Source organism: Aminobacter sp. P9b (assembly GCF_045345995.1).
GTDB lineage: Bacteria > Pseudomonadota > Alphaproteobacteria > Rhizobiales > Rhizobiaceae > Aminobacter > Aminobacter niigataensis.
Window position 1 is genome coordinate 1,092,104 of record NZ_CP150082.1, and the last position, 16,173, is coordinate 1,108,276.

Consider the following 16,173-nt stretch of genomic DNA (forward strand, 5'->3'; position numbering starts at 1 on the left):
CGAATGCATCTCGCCATTGCGAGGGGGCGCGGCTCTCAGCCGCGCTCGGCGGCGGCTTCGCGGATCGTCTTGAGCAGGATCGAAAATGCTGCCGAAGGCTGCGTGTCGGTGCGCATGGTCAGCCCCACCGGGCCGCGTGTCTCCGTGGTGTCCACCGGCAGCATCTTCAGCGTACCGACCTTGATCTCGTCGCTGACCACGCCATGCGAGATGATCCACACGGCATCGCTCTGGCGTACGAAGGCGCGGCCGAACGAGTCCGACACGGTCTCGATCTCGGTCGGGATCGAGGCGACGCCATTGGTGATGAAGAAGCGCTCGACGAAGGGCCGGATGATTGAGCCGCGCGTCGGCATCAGCAGCGGGAACTCGCCCAACCGCTCGAACACGTCGGTGTCGCCCTTGAGCAGCGGATGGCCGGCGCGCACCACGAATACCACCTGCTCGGAATAGAGGTGCTCGAAGAAGAAGCCGGTCATCTTCTCGGGCGCGGCCAGGCGGCCGACCACGAGGTCGAGCTCGCCGAGCCTGAGCTGCTCCAGCAGCACCGCGTTCTCGCCGGTCACGATCTTGATCGTGGCGCCCGTGTCCTCGCCGAGGAAAAGGCTCATCGCCCGCGGCATGATGTGCGCCGAAACGGTCGGCAGCGCGCCGATGCGGATCGGCGGCCCGCCCTCTGCCCGTGCATTGGCGACCGAATCGATGCCCTGGCGCAGCGCGGTGATCGCCATGCCGGCATGCTGCATGAACACTTCGCCCGAGCGCGTGATCTTGATGCCGCGGCCGTCGCGTTCGAACACGCTGACGCCGAGCGCTTCCTCCAGTTCGCGGATCGTCTTGGTCACCGCCGGTTGGCTGACGTTCAGCAGCCCGGCCGCCTTGACCACGCTTTTCTGGCGCGCGACTTCTAGGAATGTCTGGAGGTGGCGGAACCTGACACGGCTTTCGATCATGGGCTTTTCATAACCCAGGAGTTAAGAGAAGGCCACAAAATATCATTTTACCAAACCAAACATCTCATCCACTGTCTTCTAGAGGAGAAATCGAGTGCAATTCACAGACATCGGCGGCGTCACGCTGCACCACCAGCTCATCGGCGGGCCCGCGGACAAGCCGGTCCTGGTATTTGCTAATTCGCTGGGCACCGATTTCCGCATCTGGCGCGACGTTATCGTCCGGCTTGCCGGTGACTTTCCCATCGTCACCTACGACAAGCGCGGCCATGGTCTTTCGGACACGGGGACGGCTCCTTATTCGATGGATGACCATGTCGGTGATCTTGCCGGCCTGCTCGATCATCTCAACGTCAAGAACGCCATCGTCTGCGGCCTGTCGGTCGGCGGGCTCATCGCGCAGGGCCTCTATGCCAGGCGCCCCGATCTCGTCCGTGCGCTCGTCCTCTGCGACACCGCCCACAAGATCGGCACCAACGACAGCTGGAACACGCGCATCGCCGCCGTCGAAAAGGACGGCATCGCCTCGATCGCCGATGGCGTGATGAAGCTGTGGTTCACGCCCGAGTTTCACGAGCAGCGCCAGCCTGACCTCGTTGGCTACCGCAACATGCTGTCGCGCCAGCCGCTCGCCGGCTACACCGGCACCTGTGCCGCCCTGCGCGACGCCGACTACACCGAGGCGGCAAAGGCGATTGCCGTGCCCACGCTTTGCGTCGTCGGCGACCAGGACGGCTCGACGCCGCCTGCACTGGTGCGCTCGATGGCTGATCTCATTCCCGGCTCGCGCTTCAAGATCATCGACGGCGCCGGCCATATCCCTTGCGTCGAAAAGCCGGACGAACTCGTCGCCCTCATCAGGCGCTTCATCGCCCGCCTTCCACTGGAGTGATTTGACCATGAACGCATCGGCGCCAGCCTCGACCAGGTATCGCCAGGGTCTCGCCGTCCGACGCTCGGTACTCGGCGATGCCCATGTCGACCGCGCCGAAACGGCCTCCACCGATTTCGACCGGCCGTTCCAGGAACTGATCACCGAAGCCGCCTGGGGCACGGTCTGGGCGCGCCCGACCTGGACCAAGCGCGAGCGCTCGATGGTGACGCTGGCACTGCTGGCAGCCCTGGGCCATGACGAGGAGGTGGCGATGCATGTGCGCGCCACCGCCAACACCGGGGCATCGCGCGAGGACATCTGCGAAACCTTCCTCCATGTCGCGATCTATGCCGGCGTGCCGGCGGCCAACCGCGCCATCAAGATCGCCAAGCAGGTCTTTGCCGAAATGGATGCGGGCCGATGAGCATTGACCCCAAGCCGAACCGCCAGCCCGAGATCGGCGCCTTCTTCCAGCGCGACCGCTCCTGGCATCCGCCGGCCTACACGCCTGGCTACAAGACCTCGGTCCTGCGTTCTCCGCAGAAGGCGCTGCTGTCGCTCGACACCACCATTTCCGAGATCACCGGCCCGGTCTTCGGCCACGGCATGCTGGGCGAGCTCGACAACGACCTGATCCACAATTTCGCCAAGCCGGGCGAGAGCGCCATCGGCGAGCGCATCATCGTCTATGGCCGCGTGCTCGACGAGCGCGGCAAGGGCGTGCCGGGCGTACTGCTCGAGTTCTGGCAGGCCAATGCCGGCGGGCGCTACCGCCACAAGAAGGAGGGCTACATCGCCGCCCTCGACCCCAATTTCGGCGGCTGCGGCCGCACCATCACCGGCGAAGACGGTTCCTACGCCTTTCGTACGATCAAGCCCGGCCCCTATCCCTGGCCGAACGGCGTCAACGACTGGCGCCCCGCCCACATCCACTTCTCGGTCTTCGGCCATGGCTTTGCCCAGCGGCTGATCACCCAGATGTATTTCGAGGGCGACCCGCTGATCTGGCTCTGCCCGATCGTCAGGACCATCCCCGACCGGGCAGCCGTCGAGACGCTGATCGCGGCGCTCGACATGCAGTCGACCATCCCGATGGATGCGTGCGCCTACAAGTTCGACATCGTGCTGCGCGGCCGCCGCTCGTCGGTGTTCGAAAACCGTCTGGAGGGCAACTGATGGTCCAGTCGCTGAACCGGCTTAGGGAAAGCCCCTCGCAGACCGCCGGGCCCTATGTCCATATCGGGCTCACCCCCAATTTCTGCGGCATCGCCGGTGTCTTCGAAAAGGACCTCGGCACGGAAATGGTCAATGACGAGACCAAGGGCGAGCGCATCACCGTGCGCGCCCGCGTGCTCGATGGCACCGGCACGCCCCTCAAGGATGCGCTGATCGAGATCTGGCAGGCCGACGCCGCTGGCCTCTACAACTCGCCGACCGAAATTCGCGGTGCCGCCGATCCCAACTTCACCGGCTGGGGCCGCATGCCGACCGACATGGTCTCGGGCGAATGTCTGTTCGAGACCATCAAGCCGGGCCGTGTGCCCTACAAGCCCGGCCTGCTCATGGCCCCGCACATCACCTTCTGGATCGTTGCCCGCGGCATCAATCTCGGCCTGCAGACACGGATGTATTTTGCCGACGAAGAACAGGCGAATGCCGAGGACCCGGTGCTGGCCCGCATCGAGCATCGCTCGCGTGTGCCGACGCTGATCGCCGCGCGCCAGGACGATGTCTATGTCTTCGACATCCACCTGCAGGGTGACAACGAAACCGTGTTCTTCGACGTCTGAGCACATGACCGTTTCTCCCTTCGATCACCCTTTGCTGTCCGGCCTTCTCGGTGACGAGGAGACTGCGCGCCAGTTCTCCGCCGACGCGGAACTGGCCGCCATGCTTGCCTTCGAGCGCGCACTGGCCGAGGCCGAGGCAGGCGAGGGCGTGATCGGCCGCGAGGCAGCCGATGCGATTGTCGCCGTACTCGCCTCGTTCGAGCCCGACGTTGCGGCTCTCAGAAATGCCGTCGCCCGCGATGGCGTGGTCGTGCCCGAACTGGTGCGCCAGTTGCGTTCGGCAGTCGGCGCACCGCATGGCGACAAGGTCCATTTCGGCGCCACCAGCCAGGATGTTATCGACACGGCGCTGGTGCTCCGTCTCAAGCCGGTTGTCGAGCGCCTCGATGCGCTGCTCGCCGAGGCGGCCGCAAAGCTGGCGGCGGTGGAGAAGAGATTTGGTGCCCGTCTGCTGATGGGTCGCACGCGCATGCAGGCGGCGATCGAAATCACCGTCGCCGACCGTGTCCGCGCCTGGCGCGAACCGGTCGAACGCAACCGCGCGCGGCTGGCTGCGATCCGCCACGAACTTCTCGTCGTCCAGTTCGGCGGTGCCGCCGGTACGCTGGAAAAGCTTGGCGACAAGGCGCTCGCCGTGCGGAAATCGCTGGCCGAAAAGCTGGGACTCCACGACGCCCCACAATGGCACAGCCAGCGCGATCGTCTCGCCGAATTTGCCGGTCTGCTGTCGCTCATCACCGGCAGCCTTGGCAAGTTCGGCCAGGACGTTGCCCTGATGGCGCAGGACGGCTCAGAGATTGCACTCGCCGGAGGCGGCGGCTCCTCTGCGATGCCGCACAAGCAGAACCCGGTGGCAGCGGAGGTGCTGGTGACGCTCGCCCGTTTCAACGCCACGCAACTGTCGGGCATGCACCACGCTTTGGTGCATGAGCAGGAACGCTCGGGATCGGCCTGGACGCTGGAATGGCTGCTCCTGCCGCAGATGGCCGTGGCGGCGGCGGCGGCGCTCAGGCAGGCGGCGGCACTCGCCGGCCAGATCGAAAGCATAGGTGCGCGGCCGGGCAACTAGCCCGCGGCACCCGTCAACAAAACGCCTGACACTTGGCGTGCCGAAGGCCCGCAGCTCGATGGCAGGCGGTGCGGGTAGAAGGAAAAAAGATGCGTACTCAGGTGGTCATCATCGGCTCCGGCCCGTCCGGGCTCCTGCTCGGGCAACTGCTCGCCAATAGCGGCATCGACAACGTCATCCTCGAGCGCGTCGATCGCGACTATGTGCTCGGCCGCGTCCGTGCCGGCGTGCTGGAACAGGGCATGGTCGACCTGCTCGACGAAGCTGGCGCCGGCGCGCGCATGCATGCCGAAGGCCTGCCGCACGAGGGTATCTCGCTCGCCTTCGACAACCGGCTGCATCGCATCGACCTTGCCCAACTCACCGGCGGCAAGCGCGTCACGGTCTACGGCCAGACCGAGGTGACGCACGACCTGATGGACAAGCGCGAGGCGGCGGGACTGACCACGATTTACGATGCCAAGAACGTGCTGCCGCAGGGGTTCGACAGCGACACGCCCTTCGTCACCTACGAGAAGGATGGCGCTACCCACCGCATCGATTGCGATTTCATCGCCGGCTGCGACGGCTTCCATGGCATCAGCCGCAAATCGGTGCCCGAAGGCGCCATCAGGACCTATGAGCGTGCATACCCGTTCGGCTGGCTCGGCATCCTGGCCGAGGTGCCGCCGGCCGACCACGAGCTGATCTACGCCAACCATCCCAGGGGCTTTGCGCTGTGTTCGATGCGCTCGACCCACCGCAGCCGCTACTATGTCCAGTGCCCGCTCGATGATCACGTCGAGGACTGGAGCGACGAGCGCTTCTGGGACGAGCTGCGCCGGCGCCTGCCACCCGAGGCTGCGGCGCGCGTCGTCACCGGCCCGTCCTTCGAGAAGTCGATCGCGCCGCTGCGCTCCTTCGTCGCCGAGCCGATGCGCTTCGGCCGTATGTTCCTCGTTGGCGACGCCGCCCACATCGTGCCGCCCACCGGCGCCAAGGGTCTCAACCTCGCCGCCAGCGACGTGCGTTACCTCTACTGGGGCCTGCGCGAATTCTATCAGGACAGGTCGCAGGCAGGCATCGACGCCTATTCGGCCCGCGCCCTGTCGCGCGTCTGGAAGGCGGTGCGGTTCTCCTGGTGGATGACCACCATGCTGCACCGTTTCCCCGACACCGACGACTTCGGCCAGCGCATCCAGGAGGCCGAACTCGACTATCTCGTCCACTCGCAGGCGGCATCCGCCTCGCTCGCCGAAAACTATGTCGGGCTGCCTTATTGATCCAAGGGAATCGCGCCAGTCACATATCTTTCAGGTTATGGATTGCGCGATTCTTTTCATTTTACATTACCGTTTCGAACATGACACTTGGCTACGGACATACCGAGACCGACGCGCGCGACAGTGCCGGCTCGTCCAGATGGAGGAAAAATTGAAGAAGTCTGTTTTGGCCGCCCTGGCGGTACTTGCGCTTTCCGGCACCGCCTTCGCCGACACCATCAAGGTCGGCGTCGTCGGTCCGTTCTCCGGCCCGTTCGCCATCCAGGGCAAGAACTTCAAGGCCGGCATCGACGCCTGGATCGCGCTCAACGGCGCCAAGGTCGGCGACGACGACATCGAGATCGTCTACCGCGACCTGCCGGCTGCCGACCCGGCCCAGTCCAAGGCGCTGGCCCAGGAACTGGTCGTCAAGGAAGGCGTGCAGTATCTCGCAGGCTTCTATTTCACCCCTGACGCGATGGCGGTCACCCCGCTGCTCGAGCAGGCCAACGTGCCGCTGGTCGTCATGAACGCCGCCACCTCGGCGATCGTCACCAAGAGCCCGCTGGTCGTGCGCACCTCCTTCACCACCTGGCAGACCTCGGCGCCGATGGCCAAGGTCGCCAAGGAGCGCGGCGTCAAGAAGGTCATCACCGTGGTCTCCGACTACGGCCCGGGCGTCGATTCCGAGAACGCCTTCAAGACCACCTTCACCGCCGAAGGCGGCGAGGTTGTCGATTCCGTCCGCATGCCGCTGTCGACCAACGACTTCAGCCCGATCATGCAGCGCGTCAAGGATTCCGGCGCCGACGCCGTCTTCGCCTTCCTGCCGTCGGGCCCGACCACGCTCGGCTTCGTCAAGGCCTACAATGACAACGGCCTTGCCAAGGCAGGCGTGCAGTTCCTCGCACCCGGCGACCTGACGCAGGAGTCCGATCTGCCGGCGCTCGGCGAAGCCGCATCCGGATTGCTCACCACCTTCCACTACGCCGTCTCGCATGACTCGGCCGAGAACAAGAAGTTCGTCGAGGCCGCGCACAAGGCCATCGGCAATCCGGCCGAACTGTCCTTCCCCTCGGTCGGTGCCTATGACGGCATGCACGTCATCTACAAGATGATCGAGGCCACCGGCGGCGAGCAGGACGCCCAGAAGGCGGTCGACGCCGTCAAGGGCCTCGCCTGGGAAAGCCCGCGCGGCCCGGTCTCCATCGATCCCGAGAGCCGTCACATGACGCAGAACATCTATCTGCGCGAGGTCGCCAAGGCCGAGGACGGCACCTTCTACAACAAGGAAATCGCGACCTTCGAAAAGCAGGGCGACCCCGGCCTTGCGGCTCTGAAGTAACAGCGTTACGCCAACGACAGGGCCCGGATGCCTGACGCGTCCGGGCTGCTGCTGGATCAAACGATGCAAACCGTTCTCAGCGTTGGGATCGACGCCCTTGCCTATGGCATGGTGCTGTTCGTCATCTCGATAGGACTTTCGGTGACCATGGGCCTGATGCGCGTGGTCAACCTCGCCCATGGCGCTTTCGCCATGATCGGCGGCTATATCGCTTCTTACGCCACCCAGACGCTCGGCTTCGGCTACGGCGTCGCCATCCTCGCCGCGGTGGTCGGCACCATCATCATCGCCATCCCGGTCGAGCGGTTCCTCTACCGCCGCATCTATGGCGCGCCCGAGCTTACCCAGGTGCTGATGACCATCGGCATCACCTTCTGCGTCATCGGCATCGCCAACTACGTCTTCGGCCCGACGCTGAAGACCATTCCTTTGCCCGAGACGCTACGCGGTCCGGTCGATCTCGGCTTCCGCTCGATTGCCGCCCACAAGCTGTTCGCCATCGCCTGCGGCGTCGCTGTTGCGGGTGCGCTCTGGTACCTGATCGAAAGGACGTCCTTCGGCGTCAAGCTGCGCGCCTCGGTCGACAATGCCGCCATGGCCGCCTCGCTCGGCGTGCGCACCCGCATCGTTTATGCCGTCAGCTTCGCGGTTGCCGTCGGCCTCGCCGCCTTCGGTGGCATTGTCGGCGCCGAGCTCCTTCCGATCGAGCCCTATTACGCGCTGCGCTACATGGTGACCTTTCTCGTCGTCGTCTCGGTCGGTGGCGCAGGTTCCATCCCCGGCGCACTGCTCGCCTGCCTGCTGCTCGGCGCCATCGACACCACAGGCCGCTATCTTCTGCCCGAATATGGCGAGTTCTTCTTCTACCTCGCCGTCATCGCCATCGTCTGCGTCTTCCCGCGCGGCCTTTTGGGCAGGAGAAGCTAGATGGCCGCCATCGAAACCACCTCCGCCGCCAAGCCTGAGGCCGCCGCTCGTCCGAACTGGCTCAAGCGCGACCTCGTCGGCCTCGCAGTGATCCTGGCCGTCGCTGCCATCGGCTACTTCCTGTTCCCCAACAATCTGGCGCTGCTGACCCGCATCCTGGGCATTGCACTCCTGGTGTTGTCGATCGATCTCGTCACTGGTTTCTGCGGTGTCGCCACGCTTGGCCATGCCGCACTCTTCGGCGCCGGCGCCTACGCCTCGGGCATCGCCGCGGTCCATTTCGGCATCACCGATCCGCTGCTGATGGTCGTGGTTGGTGCCATTGGCGGCGCTGTTGCCGGCATCGTCTCCGGCGCGGTCATCCTGCGCGGCCATGGACTGGCGCAATTGGTGCTGTCCATCGCCGTCGTCCACCTGTTCCACGAGGCTGCCAACAAGGCCTCCGTGTATACCGGTGGTAGCGACGGCCTGTCGGGCATTTCGCCCGACCCGATCTTCGGTATGTTCGCCTTCGATCTCTGGGGCCGCACGGCCTACGGCTTCGCCGTCGCGCTGGTGGTCATCGCCTTCATCGTGCTGCGGCTGATCACCCGTTCGCCCTTCGGCATGCTTTGCCGCGGCATCAAGGAAGACCCGATCCGCATCCGCGCCATGGGCGCATCGGTCCAGGGCACGCTGCTCAAGATGTATGTCATCTCGGGCGCGGTGGCGGGCACAGGTGGCGCGCTCAACGCCATCTCCACCCAGGTCGTCGGCCTCGACTCGCTCAGCTTCACGCTCTCCGCCGAAGCGCTGGTGATGCTCGTGCTTGGCGGCACCGGCTCGCTCTATGGCGCGCTGATCGGCACCGTCAGCTTCATGTGGTTCGAGGATTTCGTCTCGGCGGCCAATCCGTTCCACTGGCTCACCATCGTCGGCGCGCTTCTGATCGCCGTGGTGCTGTTCGCGCCGCGTGGGCTCTATGGCACGGCGCTCTCGCTTGCCGATCGTTTCAGGGGGAACGGCAAATGAGCGCGGTCTTCCAGGTCCAGAACCTCAACAAGGCGTTCGGCGGCCTTGCCGTCACGCAGGATGTGTCGATCACCATGAACCCCGGCGACCGCGTGGCCCTGATCGGCCCCAACGGCGCCGGCAAGACCACCTTCGTCAATCTCGTCACCGGCCATCTCGAACCCGATTCCGGCAAGGTTCTGCTCGGCGGCAACGATGTCACCTCACTGGGGCCGACGCCGCGTGTCCGCCAGGGCCTCGTCCGCTCGTTCCAGGTCACGCGCCTGTTTCCCGACATGACGCCGGAAGAACACCTGGCGCTCGCCGTGATGCAGCGCACCGGCCGCACCGGCGCGATCTTCGGCCACTACCAGGCCAAGGCGGACGTCATGGCCGAGGTCGCCGAACTGCTGCGCACGCTCGGCCTCGATCACATCGCCACCCGCAAGGTCGCCGAGATCGCCTATGGCCAGCAACGCCTGCTCGAGATCGCGCTCGCCCTGGCGCTCAAGCCTAAGGTGCTGCTGCTCGATGAGCCGGCCGCCGGCGTGCCTCAGAGCGACACGCCGCGCATCGAGGCCGCCCTTGCCGGCCTGCCGTCCGACCTCGCCGTGCTGATGATCGAGCACGACATGGATCTCGTTTTCCGCTTCGCCAGGCGTGTCATCGTGCTCGCCGCCGGCGCCATCATCTTCGACGGTTCGCCGCAGGACGTCACCAGGGACGCCCGTGTCCGTGAAGCCTATCTCGGAAGCTACGCCAATGACCGCAGCGCCGCTTGAAGTCGCCGACCTGAGCGCCGGCTACGGCCCGACGCGCGTGCTGGAGAACGTCTCTTTCTCCGTGCCCGCCGGCTCGCGGCTTGCCGTGCTCGGCCGCAACGGCATGGGCAAGACGACGCTGCTCGCCACCATCGCCGGCCAGACCAGGCGCTACGGCGGTTCGATCCGCCTCGGCGGCACCGATCTCAGTAGCCAGGAAAGCTCGGCGCGTGCCCGCAGCGGTCTCGGCTACGTGCCGCAGGCGCGTTGCATCTTTCCTTCACTGACCGTCGAGGAAAACCTCTTCGTCGGGCTCAAGGGCCGCGACCGCTCGGCGATCGAGGAAGCCTACCAGATGTTCCCGCGCCTCAAGGAGCGTCGCAGGAACCTCGGCTCCCAGCTTTCCGGCGGCGAACAGCAGATGCTGTCCACTGCCCGCACCATTCTCGGCAAGCCGACCGTGCTGTTGCTCGACGAACCTTTGGAGGGCCTGGCGCCGGTCATCTGCGAAGAGCTGATGGTGGCGTTCTCGCAACTGGCCTCGGGCGGCGAGATGACCGTCGTGCTGGTCGAGCAGCGCATCCAGAGCGCGCTTGATTTCGCCGACCGCGCCATCATCCTCGAGCGCGGACGCATCGCCTGGTCGGGCACGCCGTCGGAGCTGTCAGCGCAGCCCGAAGTGGTGGAAAAGCTGCTCGGCGTCGGCAGCCTGCACTGAGCCGCCGAAAAACGCTCGCTACCCGACAGCGGCCTCGGCAGCCTCGGTCGTCGGTGTCGCCTCGCCCGGCTCCTTGATCCTGAACCAGGCGACATAGAGCGCGGGCAGGAACAGCAGCGTGATCGCGGTGCCGGCGAGGATGCCGCCCATCATCGCATAGGCCATCGGCGCCCAGAAAACCTCGCGCGCGATCGGGATCAGCGCCAGACTGGCTGCGGCAGCGGTCAGCGCAATCGGCCGCATGCGGTGCTCCGAGGCTTCGATCACCGCGTGCCATTTGTCTGTGCCCGTGGCGATCAGCTCCTCGATCTGCACGATCAGGATCACCGAGTTCCGGATCAGGATGCCGACCAGTGCCAGCACCCCGAGCAGCGCCACGAAGCCTAGCGGCTGGCCGGTCGGCACCAGCGCCGCCACCACGCCGATCAGCCCCAGCGGCGCCACAGCCACCACCAGGAACAACCGCTGGAAGCTCTGCAGCTGGATCATCAGCACCGTCGCCATGATGAACAGCATCAGCGGCACGACGGCAATGATCGGACCCTGGCTGTTCACGCTTTCCTCGACCGAGCCGCCGGTCACTACCGCGTAGCCTGCCGGCAGCTTGGCGGCGAAAGCCTCGACCGCGGGCTTGAGCTCTGCAACCACGGTGTCGGGCAAGGTGTCGCCGACCATGCCGGCCTTGACGGTGATGGTGGGCATCCGGCTGCGCCGCCAGATCGTCGGTTGTTCCAGTTCGTAGCGGAAATCGGCGACCGTCGCGAGCGGGATCGCCTCGCCGTTGCCGGTTGGGATCTGCAGATTGCGCAGCGTCTCGATCGAGCCGCGCTCGACGTCCTGGGCCCGCACCACTACGTTGATCAGGTAGGTCGCGTCGCGCACCTGGGTGATCGCCACGCCGCCGACCACGCTGTTCATCGCGCTGGCGATATCTTCGGAGGTGATGCCGAGCTGGCGCGCCTTGTCCTGCAGCACCTCGACCTTGAGCACGCGCGACGGCTCGTTCCAGTCGAAGCTCGGCGCCTGAATCTTCGGATTGGCGGAGATGATGCCGGCCAGCTGCTGCGACAGGGTCCGTACCGTCTGAACGTCGGGACCGCTGACGCGATATTGCACCGGCCGGCCCACCGGGGGCCCGAGTTCCAGCGTCTTGACGAAGGCGTCGGTGCCGACGAACTGTTCCCGCAGGATCTTCTCGATCGCCGGCTGCACCCGATGCCGCGCTTCCAGATCCTTGGTGACGATGACCGTCTGGCCGAAATAGGGATTGGCCGGCTGCACGTCGTAGGCCAGCACGAAGCGCACCGCGCCCTGGCCGATATATGAGCTCCAGTGGTCGATATCGGCGTTGCCCTTCAGCGCGATCTCCTCGAAATGCTCGATCTCGGCGCGCGTCTCGGCGATCGAGCTGTTGTGCGGCAGATTCCAGTCGACGATCAGTTCTGGCCGGTCGGAGGGCGGGAAGAACTGCTGCTGCACGAAGGTCAGCCCGACGACCGACAGCGCGAACAGCACGACGGTGGCGATGATGGTGAGCCAGTGGCGGCGCACCGCCCAATTGAGGATGCGGGAGAAGCCAGCGGCAACGCGGCCCGGCCGCTCGTCGTGCTTCTTCATCGTTGCCGGCAGGAGCGTGACGCCGAGCAGCGGCGCAAACAGCACCGCCACGATCCATGACAAGAGCAGCGACACCGCGATGACGACGAACAGCGTGTAGGTGTATTCGCCCGCCTGGCTGCTGTTCAGCCCGATCGGCACGAAGCCGGCGACGGTGACCAGCGTGCCGGTCAGCATCGGAAACGCCGTCGAGGTGTAGACATAGGTCGCCGCTTTCCTTAGCGAGTCGCCGACCTCCAGCCGCGCTACCATCATCTCCACCGCAATCATCGCATCGTCGACAAGAAGCCCGAGCGCGATGATCAGCGCGCCGAGCGAGATGCGCTGCAGCGAGATGCCCAGATAGGCCATGACCAGGAAGGTGATCGCCAGCACCAGCGGGATCGACAGCGCGACAACGAAGCCGGCGCGCATGCCCAGGCTGATGAAGGAAACGGCGAGCACGATCGCGACGGCCTCGAACAGCGCCCGCGTGAAGCCGGAGACGGCATGCTCGACAATGGCCGGCTGGTCGGCAACCTGGTGCACGCCGACGCCGATCGGTAGTTCGCCCGTCACCTCATGCATCAGCTCCTTCAGCGCCTCGCCGAATTCCAGCAGGTTGGCGTTGGGCTTCATGCCGATCGCCAGCCCGATCGCCGGCTCGCCATTGACCCGGAACAGCGCGGTCGGCGGATCGACATAGCCGCGGCTGATGGTGGCGACGTCGCTCAGCCGGAAGAAGCGGTCGTTGACCCTGAGGTTGATTGCCCTCAGGCTTTCCTCCGAGGTGAACTGGCCGCCGACGCGCACCGCAATGCGTTCCGACCCGGCCTGGATGACGCCCGACGGCGCAATCGCGTTTTGCGATTGCAGGCTGGCGATGACAGCCTGCTGGTTGAGGCCGAGCGCCGCGATCTGGCGCGTCGAGAATTCGAGGTAGATGACCTCGTCCTGCGCCCCGATCAGCTCCACCTTGCCGGCATTCGGAATGGTCAGGATGCGGGTGCGCACCGTCTCGACATGGTCGCGCAGCTGGCGCATCGACAGCCCGTCCGATGTGAAGGCATAGACGTTGCCGAACACGTCGCCGAAGCGGTCGTTGAAGAACGGCCCCTGCACCCCTTGCGGGAAATTCGACCTCAGGTCGCCCACCATGTTGCGGACCTGCACCCAGGTCGGGGCGACGTCGCGCGCCTTGGTCGTCGGCTTGAGGTTGACGAAGATGATCGTCTGGCCGGCGGTGGTGACGCTGCGGCTGAAGTCGAGGCTTTCCAGCTCCTCGAGCTTCTTCTCGATCCGGTCGGTCACCTGCCTGGTCGTCTCGTCGACCGAGGCGCCCGGCCAGTTGGCCTGGATCAGCATGGTCTTGATGGTGAAGCTCGGGTCCTCCTCGCGGCCGAGGTTGAGATAGGCGAACACCCCGGCGATCGTGAAGATCAGCATGAAATACCAGACCATCGAGCGGTGGCTCAGTGCCCAGTCGGAAAGATTGAAACCCTTCACGCTACGCCCCCTCTGGAATGCGGACCTTCTGGCCTTCTGCGAGGCTGTTCACCCCGGCAGTCACCACCCGCGTCCCCGCCGTCAAGCCGTCCACGGTGAAGCTGGCGCCATCCTTTGCCTTGACCTCGATACCCTGCAGGCTGACCGTCGACGCAGCCTGGTCGACGACCCAGACGAAGTTCTTGCCATCCTTCTCCAGAAGCGCCGACAGCGGCAGGTCGATCGCCTCGTCGGCCTTCAATACCGGCACGGCCGTCACCGTCGAACCCAGCCGGAAGGCGGTCGGCGGGTCGGTCAGCGCCAGCCGCACCCGCCGGGTCCGTGTCGACGCATCGGCCTGCGGCGCGATCTCGCGGACATGCGCCTTGGTGCGCAGCGACAGCGCCGATTGCAGCGACACTTCGAATTCGGCGCCTTCCTTGAGTTCGCTCGCCATCTGGTCGGGAACGTCCACCACCGCCTCGCGGGCGTCGGAGCGCGCCACCGTCACCACCATCTGTCCGGGCGACACGGTCTGGCCGACTTCAGCGCCGACGGCGGTGACGATGCCGTCGAAATCGGAGAACAGCCGGGCATAGCCGAGCTGTTCCTGTGCCTTGGCAAGGGCGGCGCGCGCCCTTTCGACATTGGCAGCAGCCGAATCAAGTGCCTGCTTGGCGGAATCGTAGACTGCCTGCGACGTGTTGGATTCCTGGAGCAGGGTGCGCTGGCGTTCTTCGCTCGCCGAGGCGTTGGCGAACTGCGCCTCGGCGGTCGACAGGTCGGCGCGTGCCGACTGCATCGACAGCTCCAGCGCCAGCGGGTCGATGGCCGCGAGCGTTGTGCCCTTGGCGACCTGGTCGCCGACGCCGACGTCGCGCGCCACCAGCCGCCCGAGCAGGCGGAAGGCGAGGTCGGCGGAAAATTCCGGCTGGATGGTGCCGGCGAAACCCTGCACCGTCCGTGCATGCGGTTCGACGACGATGGACAGCACCGGGCGGATCACCTCGGGAGGCGGGGCCTGTTCCTGGCTGCAGCCGGCCAGTGCCAGCACGGCCATCAGGCCGATCGGCGCGAGTGATCTCATGGTGCCACCTCCACCACCTGGCCGGGGCTCAGCAATTGGCCGCCTTGCGCGACGACGGTTTGCCCTGCCTCCAGTCCCTTCGACACGACCACGACGCCGGAAGCGAACGACAGCACCTCGATCGGCACCATCGCCACCGCCTTGGTGCCGGGGTCGACGGTCCACACGGCCGGCCGGCCATTCTCCGACATCAGCGCCTGCCACGGCAGCACGATGGCCTGTTGTGGCTTGGCGGTGATCGTGCCTGTAATCGCCGCGCCGAGCGGCATCTGTGCCGGCGTGTCGGGCACCGCCACCTTGACGCGGATCGAGCCGGAGGCCGGGTCGACGGCTGGCGAGACCTCGCGCACTTCGCCTGTCGCCTCGATCTTCGGGTCGGAGATCAATGATATCCTGACCACCGGCGCCACCGGGGTCCGGGCAACCATGGCCTCGTCGACGTTGAACACCGCGTCGCGGTCGCCGTCCTCGGCAACGGTGAACACCGTCTGTGCCGCCTGCACCACCTGGCCGACCTCGATCGTCCGTGCCGTCACCACGCCGGACGCACTGGCCTTCAATTCGGTATAGCCCATCCGGTCCTTGGCATTGGCAAGCTGGCTCTGCGCGGCTTCGACCCCGTTTCGCGCCACGCGCAGGGACTGTTCGGCGAGGTCATATTCGCGCCGCGTCGTGAAGCCCTGGGCAAGCAAAGTCTTCTGGCGGTCGAAGGCAGCCGACGCCTGCCGCAGTTGCGCGTCAGCGGAATCGAGGCTGGCTTGCGCCGCGCGCACGTCGGACTGCTGCTCTTGCGGATCGAGCCTGGCCAGTACCTCGCCCTTCTCGACGCGTTGGCCGACATCGACCGTGCGTTCCGAGACGCGCCCGCCGACCTGGAACGACAGGCTGTTGAGCGTGCGGGCGGCAATCACGCCAGTCAGCGACGTGGCCGGGGCGAAGTCGGACAGCTTCACCTCAATCGCGCGGACCACCACCGGCAGCCGTTCGGCCGCCTCCTTCTTCTGGCAGGCGGCCAGGGGCAATGAAAGGCACAGGGCAAGCAAGGCGAGCGAGGATGTCGAATTGGCGCGGGCAGGCGTTCTGCCATGAGTGCCTGACGGGTTCGGGTTCGCGGAAGTCATGTACATCCCCCAAAATCGCTTCGCCTCAGGCTACGACGGAGAATTCCATCCGGCAACGGCTAGCCGAATTTCTTGTCAGGCCGGTGACGGGTGTTTCCGATCACGGTTTGGGAGGGTAACACGGGTGTGATGTTTGGCGGATTTGGACACGGAACCCGAGCGATTCCGGTGCGTTGAAAGGGGTTGCAGAGCATCGGACCCGAAGTGGGGAGCCGG

The 16,173-nt window shown here is 65.7% G+C and carries 15 protein-coding genes; 11 read left to right on the top strand and 4 right to left on the bottom strand.

Annotated elements, in window-relative coordinates:
• Positions 1-35: 35 nt before the first annotated feature.
• Entirely contained in the window at positions 36-953 is a 918-nt protein-coding gene (gene pcaQ / locus WHT83_RS05350) for a pca operon transcription factor PcaQ (protein WP_406873190.1), read from the bottom strand.
• A 94-nt stretch (positions 954-1,047) separates the two neighbouring features.
• Between pcaQ and pcaD the strand changes: the two genes are divergently transcribed.
• From pcaD to WHT83_RS05405, 11 genes are all read left to right on the top strand, one after another.
• On the top strand, positions 1,048-1,845 hold the full coding sequence (gene pcaD, locus WHT83_RS05355; protein ID WP_406873191.1) for a 3-oxoadipate enol-lactonase: 798 nt from the start codon (positions 1,048-1,050) through the stop codon (positions 1,843-1,845).
• Between the two features lie 7 nt (positions 1,846-1,852).
• A complete protein-coding gene (gene pcaC / locus WHT83_RS05360; protein WP_108605870.1) occupies positions 1,853-2,251 on the top strand; it encodes a 4-carboxymuconolactone decarboxylase in 399 nt (132 codons plus the stop codon).
• A complete protein-coding gene (gene pcaH / locus WHT83_RS05365) occupies positions 2,248-3,003 on the top strand; it encodes a protocatechuate 3,4-dioxygenase subunit beta (protein ID WP_108605869.1) in 756 nt (251 codons plus the stop codon). The genes pcaC and pcaH overlap by 4 nt, the downstream gene beginning before the upstream one ends.
• Positions 3,003-3,617: a protocatechuate 3,4-dioxygenase subunit alpha gene (gene pcaG / locus WHT83_RS05370; protein WP_406873192.1), complete on the top strand. Its 615-nt coding sequence runs from the start codon at positions 3,003-3,005 to the stop codon at positions 3,615-3,617. Before pcaH ends, pcaG begins: the two co-directional genes overlap by 1 nt.
• Before the next feature lie 4 nt (positions 3,618-3,621).
• Positions 3,622-4,686 (top strand): 3-carboxy-cis,cis-muconate cycloisomerase, encoded by a 1,065-nt coding sequence (locus WHT83_RS05375; RefSeq protein WP_406873193.1) that lies wholly within the window; start codon positions 3,622-3,624, stop codon positions 4,684-4,686.
• Positions 4,687-4,775: 89 nt separating this feature from the next.
• On the top strand, positions 4,776-5,948 hold the full coding sequence (gene pobA, locus WHT83_RS05380; RefSeq protein ID WP_406873194.1) for a 4-hydroxybenzoate 3-monooxygenase: 1,173 nt from the start codon (positions 4,776-4,778) through the stop codon (positions 5,946-5,948).
• Positions 5,949-6,087: 139 nt separating this feature from the next.
• On the top strand, positions 6,088-7,272 hold the full coding sequence (locus WHT83_RS05385; RefSeq protein WP_406873195.1) for an ABC transporter substrate-binding protein: 1,185 nt from the start codon (positions 6,088-6,090) through the stop codon (positions 7,270-7,272).
• Positions 7,273-7,335: 63 nt separating this feature from the next.
• The gene (locus tag WHT83_RS05390) at positions 7,336-8,199 is read left to right on the top strand and encodes a branched-chain amino acid ABC transporter permease (protein WP_108609594.1); all 864 of its coding nucleotides are present in this window, start codon (positions 7,336-7,338) and stop codon (positions 8,197-8,199) included.
• Complete coding sequence (locus WHT83_RS05395) at positions 8,200-9,210, top strand: branched-chain amino acid ABC transporter permease (protein WP_406873196.1); 1,011 nt, start codon at positions 8,200-8,202, stop codon at positions 9,208-9,210.
• Positions 9,207-9,971, top strand: coding sequence for an ABC transporter ATP-binding protein (locus WHT83_RS05400; RefSeq protein ID WP_406873197.1), 765 nt, complete (start codon positions 9,207-9,209; stop codon positions 9,969-9,971). Before WHT83_RS05395 ends, WHT83_RS05400 begins: the two co-directional genes overlap by 4 nt.
• On the top strand, positions 9,952-10,668 hold the full coding sequence (locus tag WHT83_RS05405) for an ABC transporter ATP-binding protein (protein WP_406873198.1): 717 nt from the start codon (positions 9,952-9,954) through the stop codon (positions 10,666-10,668). The genes WHT83_RS05400 and WHT83_RS05405 overlap by 20 nt, the downstream gene beginning before the upstream one ends.
• A gap of 18 nt (positions 10,669-10,686) precedes the next feature.
• Here the strand turns inward: WHT83_RS05405 and WHT83_RS05410 are convergent, their stop codons facing one another.
• The 3 genes from WHT83_RS05410 to WHT83_RS05420 are packed head-to-tail and all read right to left on the bottom strand — an operon-like array spanning position 10,687 to position 15,963.
• Positions 10,687-13,770, bottom strand: coding sequence for an efflux RND transporter permease subunit (locus tag WHT83_RS05410; RefSeq protein WP_406873199.1), 3,084 nt, complete (start codon positions 13,768-13,770; stop codon positions 10,687-10,689).
• A 1-nt stretch (position 13,771) separates the two neighbouring features.
• The gene (locus WHT83_RS05415) at positions 13,772-14,836 is read right to left on the bottom strand and encodes an efflux RND transporter periplasmic adaptor subunit (RefSeq protein WP_406873200.1); all 1,065 of its coding nucleotides are present in this window, start codon (positions 14,834-14,836) and stop codon (positions 13,772-13,774) included.
• Positions 14,833-15,963: an efflux RND transporter periplasmic adaptor subunit gene (locus WHT83_RS05420; protein WP_406873201.1), complete on the bottom strand. Its 1,131-nt coding sequence runs from the start codon at positions 15,961-15,963 to the stop codon at positions 14,833-14,835. Before WHT83_RS05420 ends, WHT83_RS05415 begins: the two co-directional genes overlap by 4 nt.
• Positions 15,964-16,173: the final 210 nt, after the last annotated feature.